At 45.0% G+C, this 17,163-nt stretch carries 10 protein-coding genes; 9 read left to right on the forward strand and 1 reads right to left on the reverse strand.

Annotation, left to right across the window (positions count from 1 at the left end; genetic code table 11):
• Positions 1-57: 57 nt before the first annotated feature.
• Entirely contained in the window at positions 58-396 is a 339-nt protein-coding gene (locus HMPREF1535_RS21685; protein ID WP_046147438.1) for a cupin domain-containing protein, read from the reverse strand.
• Positions 397-570: 174 nt separating this feature from the next.
• Between HMPREF1535_RS21685 and HMPREF1535_RS21690 the strand changes: the two genes are divergently transcribed.
• The 9 genes from HMPREF1535_RS21690 to HMPREF1535_RS21730 all read left to right on the forward strand — a co-directional run bounded on the left by HMPREF1535_RS21690 (position 571) and on the right by HMPREF1535_RS21730 (position 16,972).
• Complete coding sequence (locus HMPREF1535_RS21690; protein WP_046147439.1) at positions 571-2,790, forward strand: alpha-N-acetylglucosaminidase; 2,220 nt, start codon at positions 571-573, stop codon at positions 2,788-2,790.
• A 411-nt stretch (positions 2,791-3,201) separates the two neighbouring features.
• Complete coding sequence (locus HMPREF1535_RS21695) at positions 3,202-3,786, forward strand: RNA polymerase sigma-70 factor (RefSeq protein ID WP_046147440.1); 585 nt, start codon at positions 3,202-3,204, stop codon at positions 3,784-3,786.
• Between the two features lie 65 nt (positions 3,787-3,851).
• Positions 3,852-4,874 (forward strand): FecR domain-containing protein, encoded by a 1,023-nt coding sequence (locus HMPREF1535_RS21700; RefSeq protein ID WP_046147441.1) that lies wholly within the window; start codon positions 3,852-3,854, stop codon positions 4,872-4,874.
• Between the two features lie 343 nt (positions 4,875-5,217).
• Positions 5,218-8,592: a TonB-dependent receptor gene (locus HMPREF1535_RS21705; RefSeq protein WP_187386441.1), complete on the forward strand. Its 3,375-nt coding sequence runs from the start codon at positions 5,218-5,220 to the stop codon at positions 8,590-8,592.
• 18 nt (positions 8,593-8,610) lie between these two features.
• Complete coding sequence (locus HMPREF1535_RS21710; protein WP_046147443.1) at positions 8,611-10,305, forward strand: RagB/SusD family nutrient uptake outer membrane protein; 1,695 nt, start codon at positions 8,611-8,613, stop codon at positions 10,303-10,305.
• A gap of 373 nt (positions 10,306-10,678) precedes the next feature.
• Positions 10,679-11,491: a diaminopimelate epimerase gene (gene dapF, locus HMPREF1535_RS21715; protein ID WP_046147444.1), complete on the forward strand. Its 813-nt coding sequence runs from the start codon at positions 10,679-10,681 to the stop codon at positions 11,489-11,491.
• Between the two features lie 65 nt (positions 11,492-11,556).
• Positions 11,557-12,783, forward strand: a complete 1,227-nt coding sequence (locus tag HMPREF1535_RS21720) for an LL-diaminopimelate aminotransferase (protein ID WP_010802630.1) — start codon at positions 11,557-11,559, stop codon at positions 12,781-12,783.
• 685 nt (positions 12,784-13,468) lie between these two features.
• The gene (gene asnA / locus HMPREF1535_RS21725; RefSeq protein WP_046147445.1) at positions 13,469-14,503 is read left to right on the forward strand and encodes an aspartate--ammonia ligase; all 1,035 of its coding nucleotides are present in this window, start codon (positions 13,469-13,471) and stop codon (positions 14,501-14,503) included.
• 282 nt (positions 14,504-14,785) lie between these two features.
• The gene (locus HMPREF1535_RS21730; protein ID WP_046147446.1) at positions 14,786-16,972 is read left to right on the forward strand and encodes a glutamine synthetase III family protein; all 2,187 of its coding nucleotides are present in this window, start codon (positions 14,786-14,788) and stop codon (positions 16,970-16,972) included.
• The last annotated feature ends 191 nt before the right edge of the window (positions 16,973-17,163 follow it).

Genomic DNA, 17,163 nt, shown 5'->3' on the forward strand with positions numbered 1-17,163 from the left:
TTCCTGCTTAGGAAATTATAAACAGATAGTTTGCCATCAAAAAATTCCTTCTGACAGTTACAAAAAATCTTCTCGAACCGGATTGAACGTGTCAATCAGAACACCGGCTTCCACACACTCGCAACCATGCAAAACTCCCGGTTTCATATAAACGCCATCCCCAGTCCGGATAACCTTGGTTTCCCCATCCGTCGTAAACTTAAAAACGCCACTTGCCACATAGGTAACCTGCGTATGGGGATGCGTATGAGGCGCACCGACCGCTCCCGCTTCAAATTTCACTTTCACCATCATCAGATCACCATTATATCCCATGATCTGACGCTGCACACCTCCACCGAGATCCTGCCATCCTATTTCTTTTTCAAACTGAAAATTAGCACTTTCGTGATTCATAAATTCTTATTTATTAATTCCTGTTCAGGCTGTAAAGATAAATGATAATGTAGTTTTTTCAAATTTTCATAGGGTATCCGGTGCTTTTATACGTCAATTATTCGACATTCAGATACTTTGCTTAGTAATTACACATGAAAAACATTATAAATACTAAATTAAGATTTTTACCAAATGAAATTAAGATTGATTGTATGTTGTCTGTTACTATCCATAGGTAGTATATGGGCCAAAGACGATGCACGTAAGGCTTCAGAAGCACTTATCAAAAGAGTTATTCTTGAAAAAGCATCCTCGTTCAAAGTGGAAATGTTTCAGCCGAAGGATGGAAAAGATTGTTTTGAAATTGAATCGAAAGGCAATAAGATCATATTACGCGGTAACAATGGAGTTTCTGTGGCCTCTGCTTTATACCATTATCTGAAATACTACTGTAACGCGCATATATCCTGGAACGGAGATAACCTGAATCTTCCGTCGCGCTTACCTGAAGTGCCGAAAAAAATAACCCGCCCCACAGCTTTCGACCACCGCGTTTATCTGAATTACTGTACAATCAGTTACACAATGGCCTGGTGGAACTGGGAACGTTGGCAACGTGAAATAGACTGGATGGCCATGCACGGTATCAATATGCCTTTGGCAGTGATCGGACAGGAAGCAGTTTGGCAAAACACCTTACGCCGTTTTAAAATGAATGACGATGAAATCCGTACCTTCTTAGTCGGTCCGGCTTTTCAGGCATGGCAATGGATGACAAACATCGAAACATACGGAGGCCCGTTGCCTCAATCATGGATCGATTCTCACCAAGTACTCGGACAACAGATACTGGAACGTCAGCGTGAACTGGGAATGACACCGATCCTGCAAAGTTTTACTGGTTTTGTCCCCATTAAGCTGAAAGAAAAATATCCGGACGCCCGCATCAAAGACAAAAACCGTTGGTGCAACGCATTCACTGCAACCGTTCAGTTAGATCCGCTCGATCCTTTATTCAAAGAAATGGGACAAGCCTTTCTGGAAGAACAACAGAAATTATACGGAACCAATCATATATATGCAGCCGACCCTTTCCATGAAGGAGCAGCTCCCAGCAACGAAAAGTCATATCTCGAAGCGGTAGGGAAAGTGATATGGGAAGTCGCATCCGGTTTTGATTCCGAAGCTGTTATTGCCATGCAAACCTGGTCGTTACGTGAAGCTATTGCACGCACATTCCCTCAGGACCGTTTGTTATTACTGGATTTAGGAGGCTGGAATGTAGAAAAATTCAATAGCTTCTGGAACTATCCGTATGTGGCCGGCGTACTGCATAACTATGGCGGACGTGTTTATATGGGTGGAAACCTGGCCTTATACGCTAAAAATGCACACGAACTGAAGCAAAGTCCCAAAGGAGGCAATATACAAGGCATCGGCCTCTTCCCGGAAGCAATCGAACACAACCCGGTCGTTTACGAACTGTCTACAGAAATAACCTGGATGCAGGATGCACCCGACCTGCAAAAATGGATTACCGATTATGCACGTGCCCGCTACGGAAAACTACCGGCCGGTGCAGAACAAGGTTGGAAAGTCTTACTGGAAACAGTCTATGGAAGTAAAGCCGGTAGATTACCCAGCACAGAAAGTGTCATGTGTGCCCGTCCGGCTTTAACCATCCAGAAAGTCGCCGCTAATGGAGATTTGAGTCGCCCTTATTCTACCGTTCGTTTATGGGATGCGGTCGATCATTTTCTTCAGGCTTCCAACGATCTGAAAAAAAGTGACACTTACCGTTATGACCTGGTGGATGTGATGCGCCAGTGTCTTTCCGACCTGTCTTTACCTTTACAAAAACAGATAACAGAAGCCTATTTGGCCGAAGATAACGAAAAGTTACAACAAGCCGGAGAACAGTTCCTGGCATTGATCGATGACTTCGACCGCCTGTTGGGTACCCGCTCTACTTTCCTGCTTGGCAAATGGATTAAAGAAGCACGCCAATGGGGAACGACTGAAAAGGAAAAATATCTATATGAATGGAATGCCCGTACATTGGTTACAGTATGGGGCCCAAATCATTCTTCCGCTCACCTGTTTGAATATTCAAACCGTCAATGGGCCGGCTTAATGAAAGGGTATTATAAACCACGTTGGGAGAAATTCATCAGCTACCTGAAAGCCCAGCCCAAAGGAGAATGGCGCTACGACGAACAATACATCCGCAAATCGCTGGCGGGCCGCCCCGCACTGGATGCCAGCGATTTCTATACCCGCTTAACCAATTGGGAATATGATTGGGCTTTTAACAAAGACGTTTATCCGGATACTCCGCAGGGAGACGAGATTGAAATCGTAAAAGAATTATATGCCAAATGGCTTCCTGTTATGAAACAGGCTAATAAATAAATCTGAGAACTTTTCGGATCTCACCGAAACTGACAGGTTTACAGAGATGCAATTCCGTTATTCGGATAATGACGATAACAGAATTGCATCTTTACATTACTTATAATCGTTAAAAACCATTTTAATAGAAGAATTAAAAGCGGTCGTTTTATTTGAGTTCTTGAAGAACTCGGGTTAAAACCACATCTCATAACATTTTGTTTTTCAACCCATAAAACAAAAACTACTCAATAAGTTTATCCTGGATATTACTATATGTATAACTTTTATAATATAAGAATCCTTTTGATTAATGTCAGGTTTTTAACTACTTGTAATAAAAATACCTTATATTTGCATCATGTGGATGCAATAGTTCTTCAAGAACTACGCACTAGCTAAAAATCATATTCCCCCATTGCGATAGATAAAATGAAGGAAAAGGAGAAGGAGATAAGTTCCATTGATAGTTTGTTTTGGAGAATTGCTATAAAAGACGACGAGATAGCATTTCGTACTCTTTTTTTTCAATTTTTCTCTCCTTTATGTGTTTTTGCCCATAGATATATTGACAGATGGGAGACTTGTGAAGACATTGTACAAGAAACTTTTTTCAAAATATGGAAAAACAGAAAAAATATAGAAATCAATACATCTAGCCGTAACTTTCTTATCACAAGTGTAAAAAACACCTGCATAGATTTCCTACGTAAACAGGAAACAGAACAAAACTGGCAGCAAAAAGAGATCGAGAATAATACTTCATGGTATACCTCCGGAGATATCTACTCAACGATTGAACTGGAACAGATGCTTTCGGCAGCACTTGCCAAACTTCCTGACAACATACGGATTGTTTTTGAAAAAAACAGATTCGAAGGTATGACTTATGCTGAGATTGCAGTCGAACATAATATTTCAGTCAAGACAGTAGAGGCTTATATGACAAAAGCGTTAAAACATCTTCGTGTTGAATTGAAAGATTACCTCCCACTTATAATTCTGTTACTCTGGTAACATAAAAACATTCTTTAACATAGGGTGTCTTCTATGCTATACGTCTAATTTATAAAAGAGCGAAAGTGGATATTCATACAGAACATATAATAGCATATCTTGAAGGACGTTTATCTAAAGAAGAAAAGAACGCTTTCGAGCAACAGCTACAATCCTCCCCCGACTTCAAAAAGGAAGTAGATGATATTCGTTTTATCTGGGAAACTACGGTAGAACTTAAACTGCATAAGCAAATAAACACCCGGCAGAACTGGGAAAAAGTCTCAAGACAAATCGCTATTGATAAGTACAAAAAGAAAATCCTAAGTTTTATCCGGACTTCAGCAGCAGTACTGCTGATCCCTGTTCTGATCGCGACCTATTCCCTGTTCAATACGCTGAAGGATTGGAACAACCTGCCGGTAGAACAAGTGGAATTGACAACGGCCTATGGTTTGATTTCCAAAATCACCCTTCCCGACGGATCCGAGGTATGGCTAAACTCCGGTTCCTCCATCTCCTACCCCAAACGTTTTACTGACAACAAAAGAAATATACAACTGACGGGGGAAGCATATTTTAAAGTAACTTCTGATAAATCGAACCGCTTCGATGTATTAACGCCCAATGGATTGAAAGTCAGTGCATACGGCACGGAATTCAATGTTAAGGCATATGAAGATGAAGATAAAATAGAGGCTACTTTAGCAAAAGGGCATATTGAAGTCACAGAAATAGGCCAGCCGGTTTCCAGGACTTTACGTCCGGGAGAACAGGTCGTATATTATAAAAATACCAGTAGAATGGAAGTTGACAAAGTTAATCTGGCTGTCGAAACTTCATGGAAAGACGGAAAAATGATATTCAGACGAGCTAACATGAATGAAATCGTACAACGACTCGCTCGCCATTTCAATGTCGATATCAAACTGGAAGGTGAAGAATTGTATGACTATAACTATTCTGCTACTTTTACCACAGAGACACTAAGTGAAGTTTTACTCCTACTGGAAAAAACAGCGCCTATAAAATGTACAGTGATAGAACCTAAACAAACAGATGATTTCACTTATTCACGACGCACTGTTATCATAAAAACGATAAAGTAACACACACCATCAAAGAAAAAAGAAAAAAAGTGGATTTTAACATAGGGTGTTTGCCCACACGTCACGTCTAATATAAAAATAAAAACAAATGTTATAAATGTTAACTTAAAAGAAGTATTATATGAGAACAGACACTTAAAGAAAAAGCAGGAAAACGCTGGTTACATTTTCCTGCTTCAATCAAACAAATTACCAATCCGAAAATCTCACCTGACGAATGGTAATCCCCAATTAAGTTATTTTCAAACCTAATTAAATTTGATAATGTGAAATTATGAAAAATTTATCAAACCTAGAAGGTTTTAAGTCTAATTTTGACTTATTACCAAAAATTCCAATGCGTATGAAACTCGCTGCATTCTGTTTAACCTGCTTTTTAAGTACGGCAAGTGCAGGCACCTTGTACTCACAATCTGCCCGAATTTCTTTAGACATGAGGAATGCTTCTGTTGAACAAGTTTTACAGGAAATTGAAGAAAGTTCCGAATTTTACTTCATGTACAACAGCAAGCTCGTTAATGTTGACCGCAAAGTAAACATCAAAGTCAAAGACAAGTCTATTGAAACTATCTTAAATGAAATTTGCAAAGCTGCAAACATTGAGTATAGTGTAAATGACAAGCAAATCATCCTGCGCCCGAAAGGAATGGATGCAAATGCTACTCAGCAAAAAACAAAAACCATCAAAGGTATTGTCAATGATCAGTTAGGTCCTATTACCGGAGCAAACGTTTCTGTAAACGGTACTACTATCGGTACAATCACCGACATGGATGGTCGTTTCACTTTGGAGGTTCCGGAAAATGCGACATTACAAGTATCTTTTATCGGTTACCTGACTCAAAATGTAAAAGTGGAGGGACAAACCGATTTTACAATCTCCATGAAAGAAGATACACAAAAATTGGATGAAGTGGTTGTTATCGGCTACGGTACACAAAAGAAAATGAACCTGACAGGATCGGTAGCTACAATCTCTGCTGAAAACATTGCAACTATTCCGGTTTCCAATATTTCCAATGCGATGGCCGGACGTATGCCGGGTATCTTCTCTTACAATAAATCCGGTATGCCCGGTATATCTTCCCCGATCACCATCCGTGGTGTCAATACTCCAAATAATACAAATCCGACTTATGTAATCGACGGTGTTGTTCGTGAAAAAGCCGACTTCGATGCGTTAGATCCGAATACAATCGAAAACATCTCCGTACTGAAAGATGCTGCCTCGGCTGCCGTTTATGGTTCGCGTGCAGCAAATGGTGTGATTGTTGTTTCAACAAGACGCGGTAAGAATCAGAAACCACAGTTCAGCTACTCCGGATTGTTCGGTACTGATCGTCCTACCCGTACCCCTGAAGTAATGAACGCTTATGACAGGACTGTTTATCTGAACAATCAGTTTATGTATAACGGAGTTCCGGAAACAGACTCACGTTATTATACAGCTGACGAACAGGAATATTTTAAGACACACAGTACCGATTGGTTCGACCTGGCCTGGAAAAATCCGTTCACAACACAACATAACCTGAGCGTTAACGGTGGTAGCGAACGTATCAACTATTACATGTCGGTAGGTTACTACAACCAGACCGGTACCTTCGACAATCTGGACTTCAAACGCTATAGTTTCCGTTCAAACGTAGACGCCAAAGTGGCGGATAACTTCACAATCGGATTGGATGTAGACGGTAATATGAGCGACCAGCGCACGCCTTACTGGCCTCACGACTCGGACAAAGATCTGATGAACGACATGTATCGTGCTTTATTGAATTTCCCGTCGACAGAACCGGCTTATGTAAATGGGCAACCGAATGCGACTATCTATAACTGGAACATTCTGGAAGCGATCAAAAACGGCCATGTATCAAAAAAACATAATACATTGAACACGAAACTGAGTGCCAAATGGGATATTCCATGGGTAGAAGGTTTGACAGCCAATGCCATGTTCAACTACCGCCGATATTATGAAAACGAAAAACAGGCAGGAAAGAAATATACATTATATATACATGAGACTTCAGGCGGACACAATCATATCATCCGCGACGATGCTCCGGTTGTCGGAACACGTACCCGAACCGAAAACGGTAATTTCGTCAGAAAAGATTTCAATGAAACCAGTGCTTATACACTGAACCTGCAATTGAATTATAACCGTACATTCGGCAAACATGATATCGGAGCCATGTTCCTGTATGAACAATATGAAGAATTTGGAGATAAATTCTGGGCACAACGCAAAGAACTGCTCTCTTCATCGCTGGAACAATTGTTTGCAGGCAGTGCAGACAGCCAGTGGAAAGATGCCGACGGTAACGAATCCGAAATCGGACGTATCGGTTATGTAGGTCGTGTAAACTATGGTTTCGACAATCGTTACCTGCTGGAAGCAAACTTCCGTTATGATTCATCGGTAAAATGGATTCCCGGAAAACGTTGGGGATTCTTCCCTTCAGTATCTGCCGGATGGCGTGTCACAGAAGAAAACTTCTTCAAATCGAATGAAAAGCTGAACTTTATCAATAACCTGAAACTTCGTGCATCATACGGTACATTGGGTAATGACGGCGGTGATGATGTTGCTTACTATCAGTATCTGAATAAATTCATCACACAAACAGATAAAATCAAGACAAATGCCGTGTTCGGTACAGGTGCCACCGGTATTCTTCCGGGTGTCTACCCTAGTTTAGGCATCACATGGGAAACAACGACAACAGCCGATGTCGGTTTCGATTTAGGCTTGTGGAACGGTCTGTTAAGTTTGGAATTTGACTATTTCCATAAAAGAACTTCAGATATCCTGATGGACCGCGTTCGTACAATTCCGGGAACATTCGGGGCTGATCTTCCAAAAGAAAATTATGCAGAAATGGTAAACCAGGGTTGTGAATTCTTAGTACGCCACGATAATAAAATCGGTAATTTCACATACTATGTATCGGGGAACTTCTCTTTCGCACGTAACCATTATACAAAGATCGATGAATCTGCAAATGCTTACGAATGGGAAATCAAGACAGGCCGTCCTATCAAATTTATTACCGGTTATCTGGCTGACGGCATTGCCCGTACAGATGCAGACCTGATTGGTTTACCTCAATATAACGGTGGATTCGACTGGTCGAAAGGAGATATTATTCTAAAAGATATACACGGAGCAGGTGGCGTAGGTGGTCCCGACGGTGTTGTTGACGGAAATGATAAAGCTGTCCTTTCCTTATACAGCAAAGATCCGGAAATCATTTATGGTATGAGCCTTGGAGGTGAATGGAAAGGTATTGACTTCACAGCCTTTTTCCAGGGGGTAGGCCACCGTGCAATCATGTTCCCGAACCGGGGTGATACATGGACTGAACAGACTGTTTTAAATATCTGGTCTGATGCTTACTCTCCCGATAATATCGATGGTAAATATCCGCGTGTCGGAGGTACAGGATCAAAAGGAGCCAACGGCCAGGAATCTTCCTTCTGGTTGATGAACGGTAATTATTTCCGTTGTAAGAATATTGAAATCGGCTATACACTGCCAAAACAGTGGTTAGGTACAATCGGCGTAGACCGTTGTCGCGTTTATGTCTCAGGAACTAACCTGTTCGTCTTTGACCACATTGGTATCTACGACCCGGAAAACAGTGGTGACCGTGGTGCTTACCAATATCCGCTGACAAAGAGTTTCAACTTTGGAATTAATGTAAGTTTCTAACAATTTGAGTAATTCGATATGAAAAAGATATTTATTACATGCGCAGCTATTCTGGCATTTTTCTCTTCTTGTTCCAGCATATTGGATAAGGAAGATCTGAGCTCCATCTCAGAAGAACAGGTCTGGGTTGACGAAACTCTGACTACCGCTTTCCTGAACGCATTGTATGTTTCCATCCCGAGCTGGGATACAACAGTGGCAGATGCAAGTGATGAAGCAACAGGTGGCGGAGGTTGGATAGACGGAACAACTACACCTGATAACATGAGCGATACAAAAGACTCAGCTCCTACTTGGTACTGGCCTTACAAGGATATTCGTAACTGTAACATTTTCATCCAAAATGCACAGAATACAGATCTTTGTACAATCGATCGCGATCTGGCTGACCGTTTAACTTACGAAGCCCGCTTCATCCGCGCTTATCTGTATTTTGAAATGGTAAAACGCTACGGCGGTGTTCCACTAATTACAGTTCCGCAGGAACTGACAGACGACCTGTTTGTAAAACGTACATCTACCAAAGATTGTTTCGATTTTATTATCAACGAATTAAAAGCATGTGTAGAAGGTCTGCCGGCCTCTTTCTCCGGTGACAATCTGGGACGTGTGACTAAAGGTGCTGCCAAAGCATTCCTCGGTCGTGTCTTGTTATTCCGTGCCAGTCCTCAATTCAATCCAAGCAACAATGCCGAACATTGGCAGACAGCTTATAATTACAATAAAGAAACACTCGACTATCTGATTGGTCAGGGACATGCTCTTTACAGTGATTATGGCAAACTGTTCCTGGAAGAAATGAATCAGGAAGTGATCTTCGCCATCCGTTACGAAAACCCGACACGCACTCATACCAGAGATGCAAAATGTCGTCCGATCACATTCTCTATGAATAATACAGGCGGAAATCATCCGACACAGGAAGTGATCGACCGTTTCCCTACTGTCGACGGAAAAACATATACTTATGCCGACTGGAAAAAGGATGGCAAAAATGACATCTTCACCTTATGGCAGAACCGCGACAAACGCTTCTATGCAACAGTCGTATATCAAGGCGTTACCTATTTCAATACAGTTATGGAACTGAATGAAAATGCACAAAACGATTATGCATATGGTAAAAACATGGGATCCAGAACTGGATATTATTCAAAGAAAGGCATTGATGAAAGCATTTCTATTTCCGATTGCCAGAAATCCGGAACAGACTATATCGACATCCGCTTGGCAGAAGTCATGCTGAATTATGCTGAAGCAGCTGTTGAAGTAGGTAAGCAGGGCGAAGCATTCGAAATACTGAAACAAATCCGTGAACGTGCAGGTATTAATGAAACAAGTTCCGATCCTGAACTGAAAGGCAAAGTGTACGGACTGAATCCGAACATGAACCAAAGTGAAATGCGCGAAGCTGTCCGCGAAGAACGCTTCATCGAGTTATTGTTCGAACAGAAACGTATGTGGGACTTACGCCGTTGGATGATCTACGACAAACTTATGGTCGGTCAGGAAAAACGTCACGCACTGGTGATGAATAAACAAACTGACGGGACATATACTACTTATTTGTTCGACCGTGACAATACGCCAATGATCGCAAAACAAAATATGTACTTCCTGCCAATAAAACGCAGCGAATTAAGCAACAACCCTAACCTGGAACAAACAAAAGGTTGGGAAAATGGTACATTCGATCCGCAGGCAGGACTGTAATAGAAAATAATAGACCACATCTGCGTGGCATTTTACAAAAAGACGGCATTCCCCTCGAATTACTGACAATTCGTACGGAATGCCGTCCTTTTTATGCCCTTCTATGAACATAAAGACACAACCAAACCCGCCAACAAGAGTTGCTTTAACGATATTTCAACAACTTTTCACTTACAGCAACTTACAATACCCACGGATTATTTGTTATACAGTTACGAATTATTACGTAAAACCGCTTTATTGAATCAAATTATCACACAATAGAGAATTAAAGGACATTTGGATACATTTAATGATTATAATATATCAAAACGTCGTATATTTGTATCGTAATAAAACAAAAGGAAACAAGAATAGGAGTAAAACAAATAAAATGACAAATCCAGTTAGATTCACAAAGATGCACGGAGCCGGTAACGACTATATATACGTAAACACGATGGCTTATCCCCTGGAAAACCCGGAAAAGCAAGCTGTCAGGTGGAGCGCTCTCCATACAGGCATCGGGTCGGATGGATTAGTCCTGATAGGTTCATCTGAAAAAGCCGATTTCAGCATGCGGATATTCAATGCAGACGGTTCCGAGGCCATGATGTGCGGAAACGCTTCCCGCTGCATCGGCAAATATGTATATGATGCAGGACTGACCGATAAAAAGACAGTCACCCTCGAAACATTATCCGGCATTAAAGAACTTCAGCTGATCGTTTCGGATGATGATACCGTCAGTGAAGTAACAGTCGATATGGGAACACCCGAAATCGGCGAATCGGCCCTCGAACTGGAAGTCGGCGGACAGGTTTACATCGGAACCGCCGTGTCGATGGGCAACCCTCACCTGGTTATTTTTGTTAATGATATAAACGATATCGACTTACCGGCTATCGGACCTAAGCTGGAAACACACGCCTTCTTCCCCGACCGGACCAATGTTGAGTTTGTAGAGGTTTTAAAAGACGATGAAGTCCGGATGCGGGTATGGGAACGGGGTTCGGGCATCACCCAGGCTTGCGGAACAGGAGCTTGTGCTACAGTTGTAGCCGGTGTCGTATGCGGTAAAACGAAACGAAAAACAAAAGTATTCATGGACGGCGGCCCACTCACCATCCACTGGGACGAAAACTCAGGAAAGGTCTATATGACCGGAGGAGCAGTCACCGTATTTGAAGGAATAATAGAGAAATAACACAAAAAGCAAAACAAAGGGCCGACAACCCCGACAAGACAACAACATAAAACAATTGAACGAATATGGCACTGATTAATGAACATTTCCTGAAACTGCAAAGCAGTTACCTGTTTTCCGACATCGCGAAAAAGGTAAACAGTTTCAAAGTGACACACCCTAAAGACAAAATAATCCGCATGGGAATCGGTGATGTAACACAGCCCCTGGCACCTGCCGTCATCGAAGCCATGCATAAGGCAGTGGATGATTTGGCTTCTACAGAGAATTTCCACGGTTACGGCCCCGAACAGGGATACAGCTTCCTGATCGACGCAATCATCAAGAATGATTATGCCAGCCGCGGCGTATTCCTGGAGCCGGGAGAGGTCTTCGTCAGCGACGGTGCCAAAAGCGATTGCGGAAATATCGGCGATATTCTCCGCCACGACAACAGTATCGGGGTACTCGATCCGGTCTACCCCGTTTACATAGACTCCAACGTCATGAGCGGACGCACCGGAGTATTGGAAGACGGCAAATGGAGCGATGTTGTTTACATCCCCTGCACGGAAGCAAACAACTTCACGCCCGAACTGCCGGCCCGCAGGGTGGACATACTCTACCTCTGTTACCCGAACAATCCGACGGGAACAACCCTGACGAAAGACGAGTTGAAGAAATGGGTAAACTATGCATTGGCAAACGACGTCCTGATTATGTACGACTCGGCTTACGAAGCCTACATCCAGGACCCGAACATCCCCCACTCGATCTACGAAATCAAAGGGGCGAAGAAAGTAGCCATCGAATTCCGCAGTTTCTCGAAGACAGCGGGTTTCACCGGAGTACGCTGCGGATACACGGTTGTCCCGAAAGAACTGAACGGCTTCACGCTGGGAGGCGAACGGGTACAGTTGAACAAACTGTGGAACCGCCGGCAGACGACCAAATTCAACGGAACCAGCTACATCACCCAGCGGGGTGCCGAAGCGGTTTACTCTCCGGAAGGCAAAGAACAGGTAAAGGCTACGATTCATTACTATATGACCAACGCACGGATTATGAGAGAAGCCCTTCTGGGTTGCGGCTTGAAGGTGTATGGCGGCGAAAACGCCCCTTACCTCTGGGTGAAAGCCCCGAAAGGTCTCACCTCCTGGAAATTCTTTGATAAACTATTGTACGAAGTCAACATCGTCGGGACACCGGGCGTAGGTTTCGGTCCGAGTGGCGAAGGTTATCTAAGACTCACCGCCTTTGGCGACAGGGACGACACTTTGGAAGCTATGGCCAGGCTGAAGAAGTGGCTCTGAAGAATTGAAAATTAAGGATTTGCAATTAGCAACTGACAATTAAGGAGCAAACGTTTCTCCGGGCAAATAAGAACGAAGCAGGAAAGGCGCATTCTGCAACGTTACCGGCAAAGGCCTCTATTAGTAGTAAACAAAAAAAATCTGCGTTCATCTGCGCCCGTCTGTGTCATCTGCGTGCTATGAGGGCACCTGGCAGAAGCAGCTACGCAATGAAGAACAAAGATTATTTAAGTATTTGATTTAGGTTATCTCATAAAAAGGACTGTATAGAGAAGTCGGCCGCTGCTTTTCGATTTTATAGAATGTTATACCGCTTGACCACACCTGACTATGGCAGGCAGCTCTATACCTCCTTTTTATCAACTATCAAAAAAGTAAGGTTATGAAAAAGATTGAAGCTATTATTCGCAAAACCAAATTCGAAGATGTGGAAGAAGAGGGATGGTGTGAATCGCACTACTCGGACAGGGCAAGTCCCTCCCCTCGGGTACGATAGTACCTCATCCGGATGAGGCTATCTACCACACCGGGATGATGCAGTTCACATCATCAGGATAAGGCGGTTCACATCATCGGGATGAGGCAGATAACCGCATCCGGGTGCGGTACCATAGGATACGGGAAGGGAGGCAATCCCTCTCCTCCCATACCGACAATGACAATCAACATTTTAAACTATATACACATGTCACTGATTATTCCAAAAGATTACAAACAGACGCTTACACCGGAAACAACCGAGCAAGCGATTCAGATGTTAAAAACCAGCTTCCAGGAAAAACTGTCGAAAGCGTTGAACCTGCGCCGCGTAACCGCCCCTTTATTCGTTCTCTCGGGAACCGGCATCAACGATGACCTGAACGGGGTGGAACGTGCCGTCAGCTTCCCCATTCACTGTATAGGCGAACGGCAGGCAGAAGTCGTCCACTCACTCGCCAAATGGAAACGGATGAAACTGGCGGCCTATCGTATCCCTGCCGGCTACGGACTTTATACCGACATGAATGCCATCCGCGGCGACGAAGACCTCGACAATCTTCACTCGCTGTATGTCGACCAGTGGGACTGGGAAAAAACCATCCGTCCGGAAGACCGCAACCTGGATTACCTGAAACGTACCGTACGTTGCATTTACACGCTACTGAAAGAAATCGAGGAGATGGTCTACAACCAGTATCCTCACATCACTCCTTCCCTGCCGGACAACATCACCTTCATCCATGCGGAAGAATTACAAAAGATGTACCCGGGCATTCCTCCCCGTGAACGCGAAAACAAAGCAGCCGCTAAATTCGGTGCCATCTTCGTTATCGGCATCGGCGGTGAACTGACAAACGGGGAGAAACACGACGGACGTGCCCCTGACTATGACGACTGGAGCACGGTCAACTCCGATGGCTTCAACGGCCTGAACGGTGACATCATCCTTTGGAACGACGTCTTGCAATGTGCCTTCGAACTGTCATCCATGGGTATCCGTGTCGACAAGGAAGCCCTGCGCCGACAGCTGCAAGAACGCGGATGCCCCGAACGTGCTGCCCTGGAGTTCCATAAGATGTTGCTCGACGGCCGCCTCCCGCAATCCATCGGCGGCGGCATCGGCCAGAGCCGCCTCTGCATGTTCTTCCTCCGCAAAGCACATATCGGCGAGGTACAGGCTTCGATATGGCCGGAAGAACAGTTCGAGGTCTGTAAACAGAATAACATTATATTATTATAACTCACTTTTCTCTTGAAAGAAAAGTAAGCAAAAGTTCAAGGCCGATACCTCCCGCTATATAGGTATCAGTATCGGCCATCCTAAGAGAACGCAAAGCGTTCTTAGCAAGGCCTCAGCGGGTGAGCGTCCGCGGAGGGGGAAGACGGAGCGCCCCGAGCATCTGCTGTTTGAGCGCAGCGAGTTCAGATGCGACAGCGTAGTCTTCCACCGGAGCAGCGAAGCCGGTGCAGCCTTGATCTTTTGTTTACTTTTGGATCAAGCCAAAAGTAAAAATCCTATATTATGTCAAAGTTAAGATTCAGAGTAGTAGAATCGGCCTTCAAGAAAAGAGCCGCCGAAGTAGCCACCCCGGCAGAACGTCCGTCGGAATATTTCGGAAAGAACGTATTCAACCGCGAGAAGATGTTCAAGTATCTTCCGGAAAAAGCCTATGCCAGACTGGTCGACTCCATCGACAACGGTGCCCCCCTCGACCGCGAGACTGCCGACGCCGTAGCCGCCGGCATGAAGAAATGGGCCATCGAAATGGGTGCAACACATTATACCCACTGGTTCCACCCCCTCACCGAAGGGACAGCCGAAAAACATGACGCTTTCGTCGAACACGACGGCAAAGGCGGCATGGTCGAAGAGTTTTCCGGCAAACTGCTCATACAGCAGGAACCCGATGCCTCCAGCTTCCCGAACGGCGGTATCCGTAATACGTTCGAAGCCCGCGGTTACTCCGCCTGGGACCCTTCCTCTCCTGCTTTTATCGTGGGTGACACCCTGTGTATCCCGACCATCTTCATCGCCTACACCGGCGAATCCCTCGACTATAAAGCCCCATTGCTGAAAGCGCTCGAAGCCGTAAACAAGGCTGCCGTCGACGTATGCCATTACTTCAACCCGGAGGTAAAGAAAGTATATTCCTACCTCGGTTGGGAGCAGGAATATTTCCTGGTAGACGAAGGACTCTACGCCGCCCGCCCCGACCTGCTGCTCAGCGGACGTACGCTGATGGGCCATGAGAGCAGCAAAAACCAGCAGCTCGAAGACCATTACTTCGGCGCCATCCCCACCCGCGTCATGGAATTTATGAAAGAGTTGGAAATGGAGGCCCTCAAACTGGGTATCCCATTGAAAACCCGTCATAACGAAGTGGCTCCGAACCAGTTCGAACTGGCCCCTATCTTCGAGGAATGCAACCTCGCCAACGACCACAACCTGTTGGTCATGGCGCTGATGCGTAAAATCAGCCGCAAGCACGGTTTCCGTGTCCTGTTGCACGAAAAGCCCTTCAAAGGCGTCAACGGTTCGGGCAAGCACAACAACTGGTCGCTGGGCACCGACACCGGCATCGGTCTGATGGGCCCGGGCAAGACACCGGAAGACAACCTCCGTTTCATCACCTTCGTAGTAAACGTGCTCATGGCCGTCTACCGTCATAACGGACTGCTGAAAGCCAGCATCTCGAGTGCCACCAACGCCCACCGCCTGGGAGCCAACGAAGCACCTCCCGCCATCATCTCCAGCTTCCTCGGCACGCAGCTGTCGCAGGTATTGGAGCACCTTGAAAAAAGCGAGCCCGAAGACCTGATGCTGGCCGGCAAACAGGGCATGAAGCTCGACATCGCCCGCATCCCCGAGTTGCTGATTGACAATACCGACCGCAACCGTACTTCGCCTTTCGCCTTCACCGGCAACCGTTTCGAGTTCCGTGCCGTCGGTTCCGAAGCCAACTGCGCGTCTGCCATGCTTGCCCTCAATGCTGCCGTGGCCGAACAGTTGAAACTCTTCAAAGCCGAAGTAGACGCAAAGATTGCCACCGGCAAAGAGAAATTCGCCGCCATCCTGGAAGTCCTCCGCAAAGACATCAAAGCCTGCAAGGCCATCCACTTCGACGGTAACGGTTACAGCGACGAATGGAAAGAAGAAGCCCGTCGCCGCGGTCTGGATTGCGAAACCAGCGTACCGCTCATCTTCGACAACTACCTGAAGGAAAGCAGCATCCGGATGTTCGAATCGACCGGCGTCATGACTCACAAGGAACTAGAAGCCCGCAACGAAGTAAAATGGGAGACGTACACCAAGAAAATCCAAATCGAAGCCCGCGTGTTGGGTGACCTGACGATGAACCATATCATCCCTATCGCCACCCGCTACCAGTCTTCGCTGATTGACAATGTATATAAGATGAAGGACCTCTTCCCGGCAGAAAAAGCCTCCGTCCTCTCCGCCCGTAACCTGGAGATTATCGAAGACATCGCCTGCCGCACCAACTTCATCAAGGAAAAGGTAGACGAAATGGTCGAAGCCCGCAAGGTCGCCAACAAAATCGAAAGCGAACGCGAAAAGGCAATCGCCTACCACGACACCATTGTCCCGATGCTGGAAGAAATCCGCTACCACATCGACAAACTGGAACTGGTAGTAGACGACCAGATGTGGACGTTGCCGAAGTATCGCGAATTATTGTTTATCCGATAAGACCACACATTCCTTGAGCCGGGGTGTCCCTCCAAAGCATCCCGGCTTATCTTATCATCTCACTCAGACAGTAGTTTTTTGTTGATTGTTTTGTGTTTGCAAGGGGAGCATGCTGTGAAGTATGGCTTCCCTTCTTTTATATTCCCGGAGAATTATATACCTTTGGACCATCATTATATAAGAAAGGAGTT

This window comes from Parabacteroides goldsteinii DSM 19448 = WAL 12034 (genome assembly GCF_000969835.1).
Taxonomy (GTDB): domain Bacteria; phylum Bacteroidota; class Bacteroidia; order Bacteroidales; family Tannerellaceae; genus Parabacteroides; species Parabacteroides goldsteinii.

Bases quoted from the DNA above. Each gene is read 5' to 3' on its own strand.
- HMPREF1535_RS21730 (WP_046147446.1), top strand. From the start codon at position 14,786: ATGTCAAAGTTAAGATTCAGAGTAGTAGAATCGGCCTTCAAGAAAAGA.
- HMPREF1535_RS21720 (WP_010802630.1), top strand. From the start codon at position 11,557: ATGGCACTGATTAATGAACATTTCCTGAAACTGCAAAGCAGTTACCTG.
- dapF (WP_046147444.1), top strand. From the start codon at position 10,679: ATGACAAATCCAGTTAGATTCACAAAGATGCACGGAGCCGGTAACGAC.
- HMPREF1535_RS21710 (WP_046147443.1), top strand. From the start codon at position 8,611: ATGAAAAAGATATTTATTACATGCGCAGCTATTCTGGCATTTTTCTCT.
- HMPREF1535_RS21690 (WP_046147439.1), top strand. From the start codon at position 571: ATGAAATTAAGATTGATTGTATGTTGTCTGTTACTATCCATAGGTAGT.
- HMPREF1535_RS21695 (WP_046147440.1), top strand. From the start codon at position 3,202: ATGAAGGAAAAGGAGAAGGAGATAAGTTCCATTGATAGTTTGTTTTGG.
- HMPREF1535_RS21705 (WP_187386441.1), top strand. From the start codon at position 5,218: ATGAAACTCGCTGCATTCTGTTTAACCTGCTTTTTAAGTACGGCAAGT.
- HMPREF1535_RS21685 (WP_046147438.1), bottom strand. From the start codon at position 396: ATGAATCACGAAAGTGCTAATTTTCAGTTTGAAAAAGAAATAGGATGG.
- asnA (WP_046147445.1), top strand. From the start codon at position 13,469: ATGTCACTGATTATTCCAAAAGATTACAAACAGACGCTTACACCGGAA.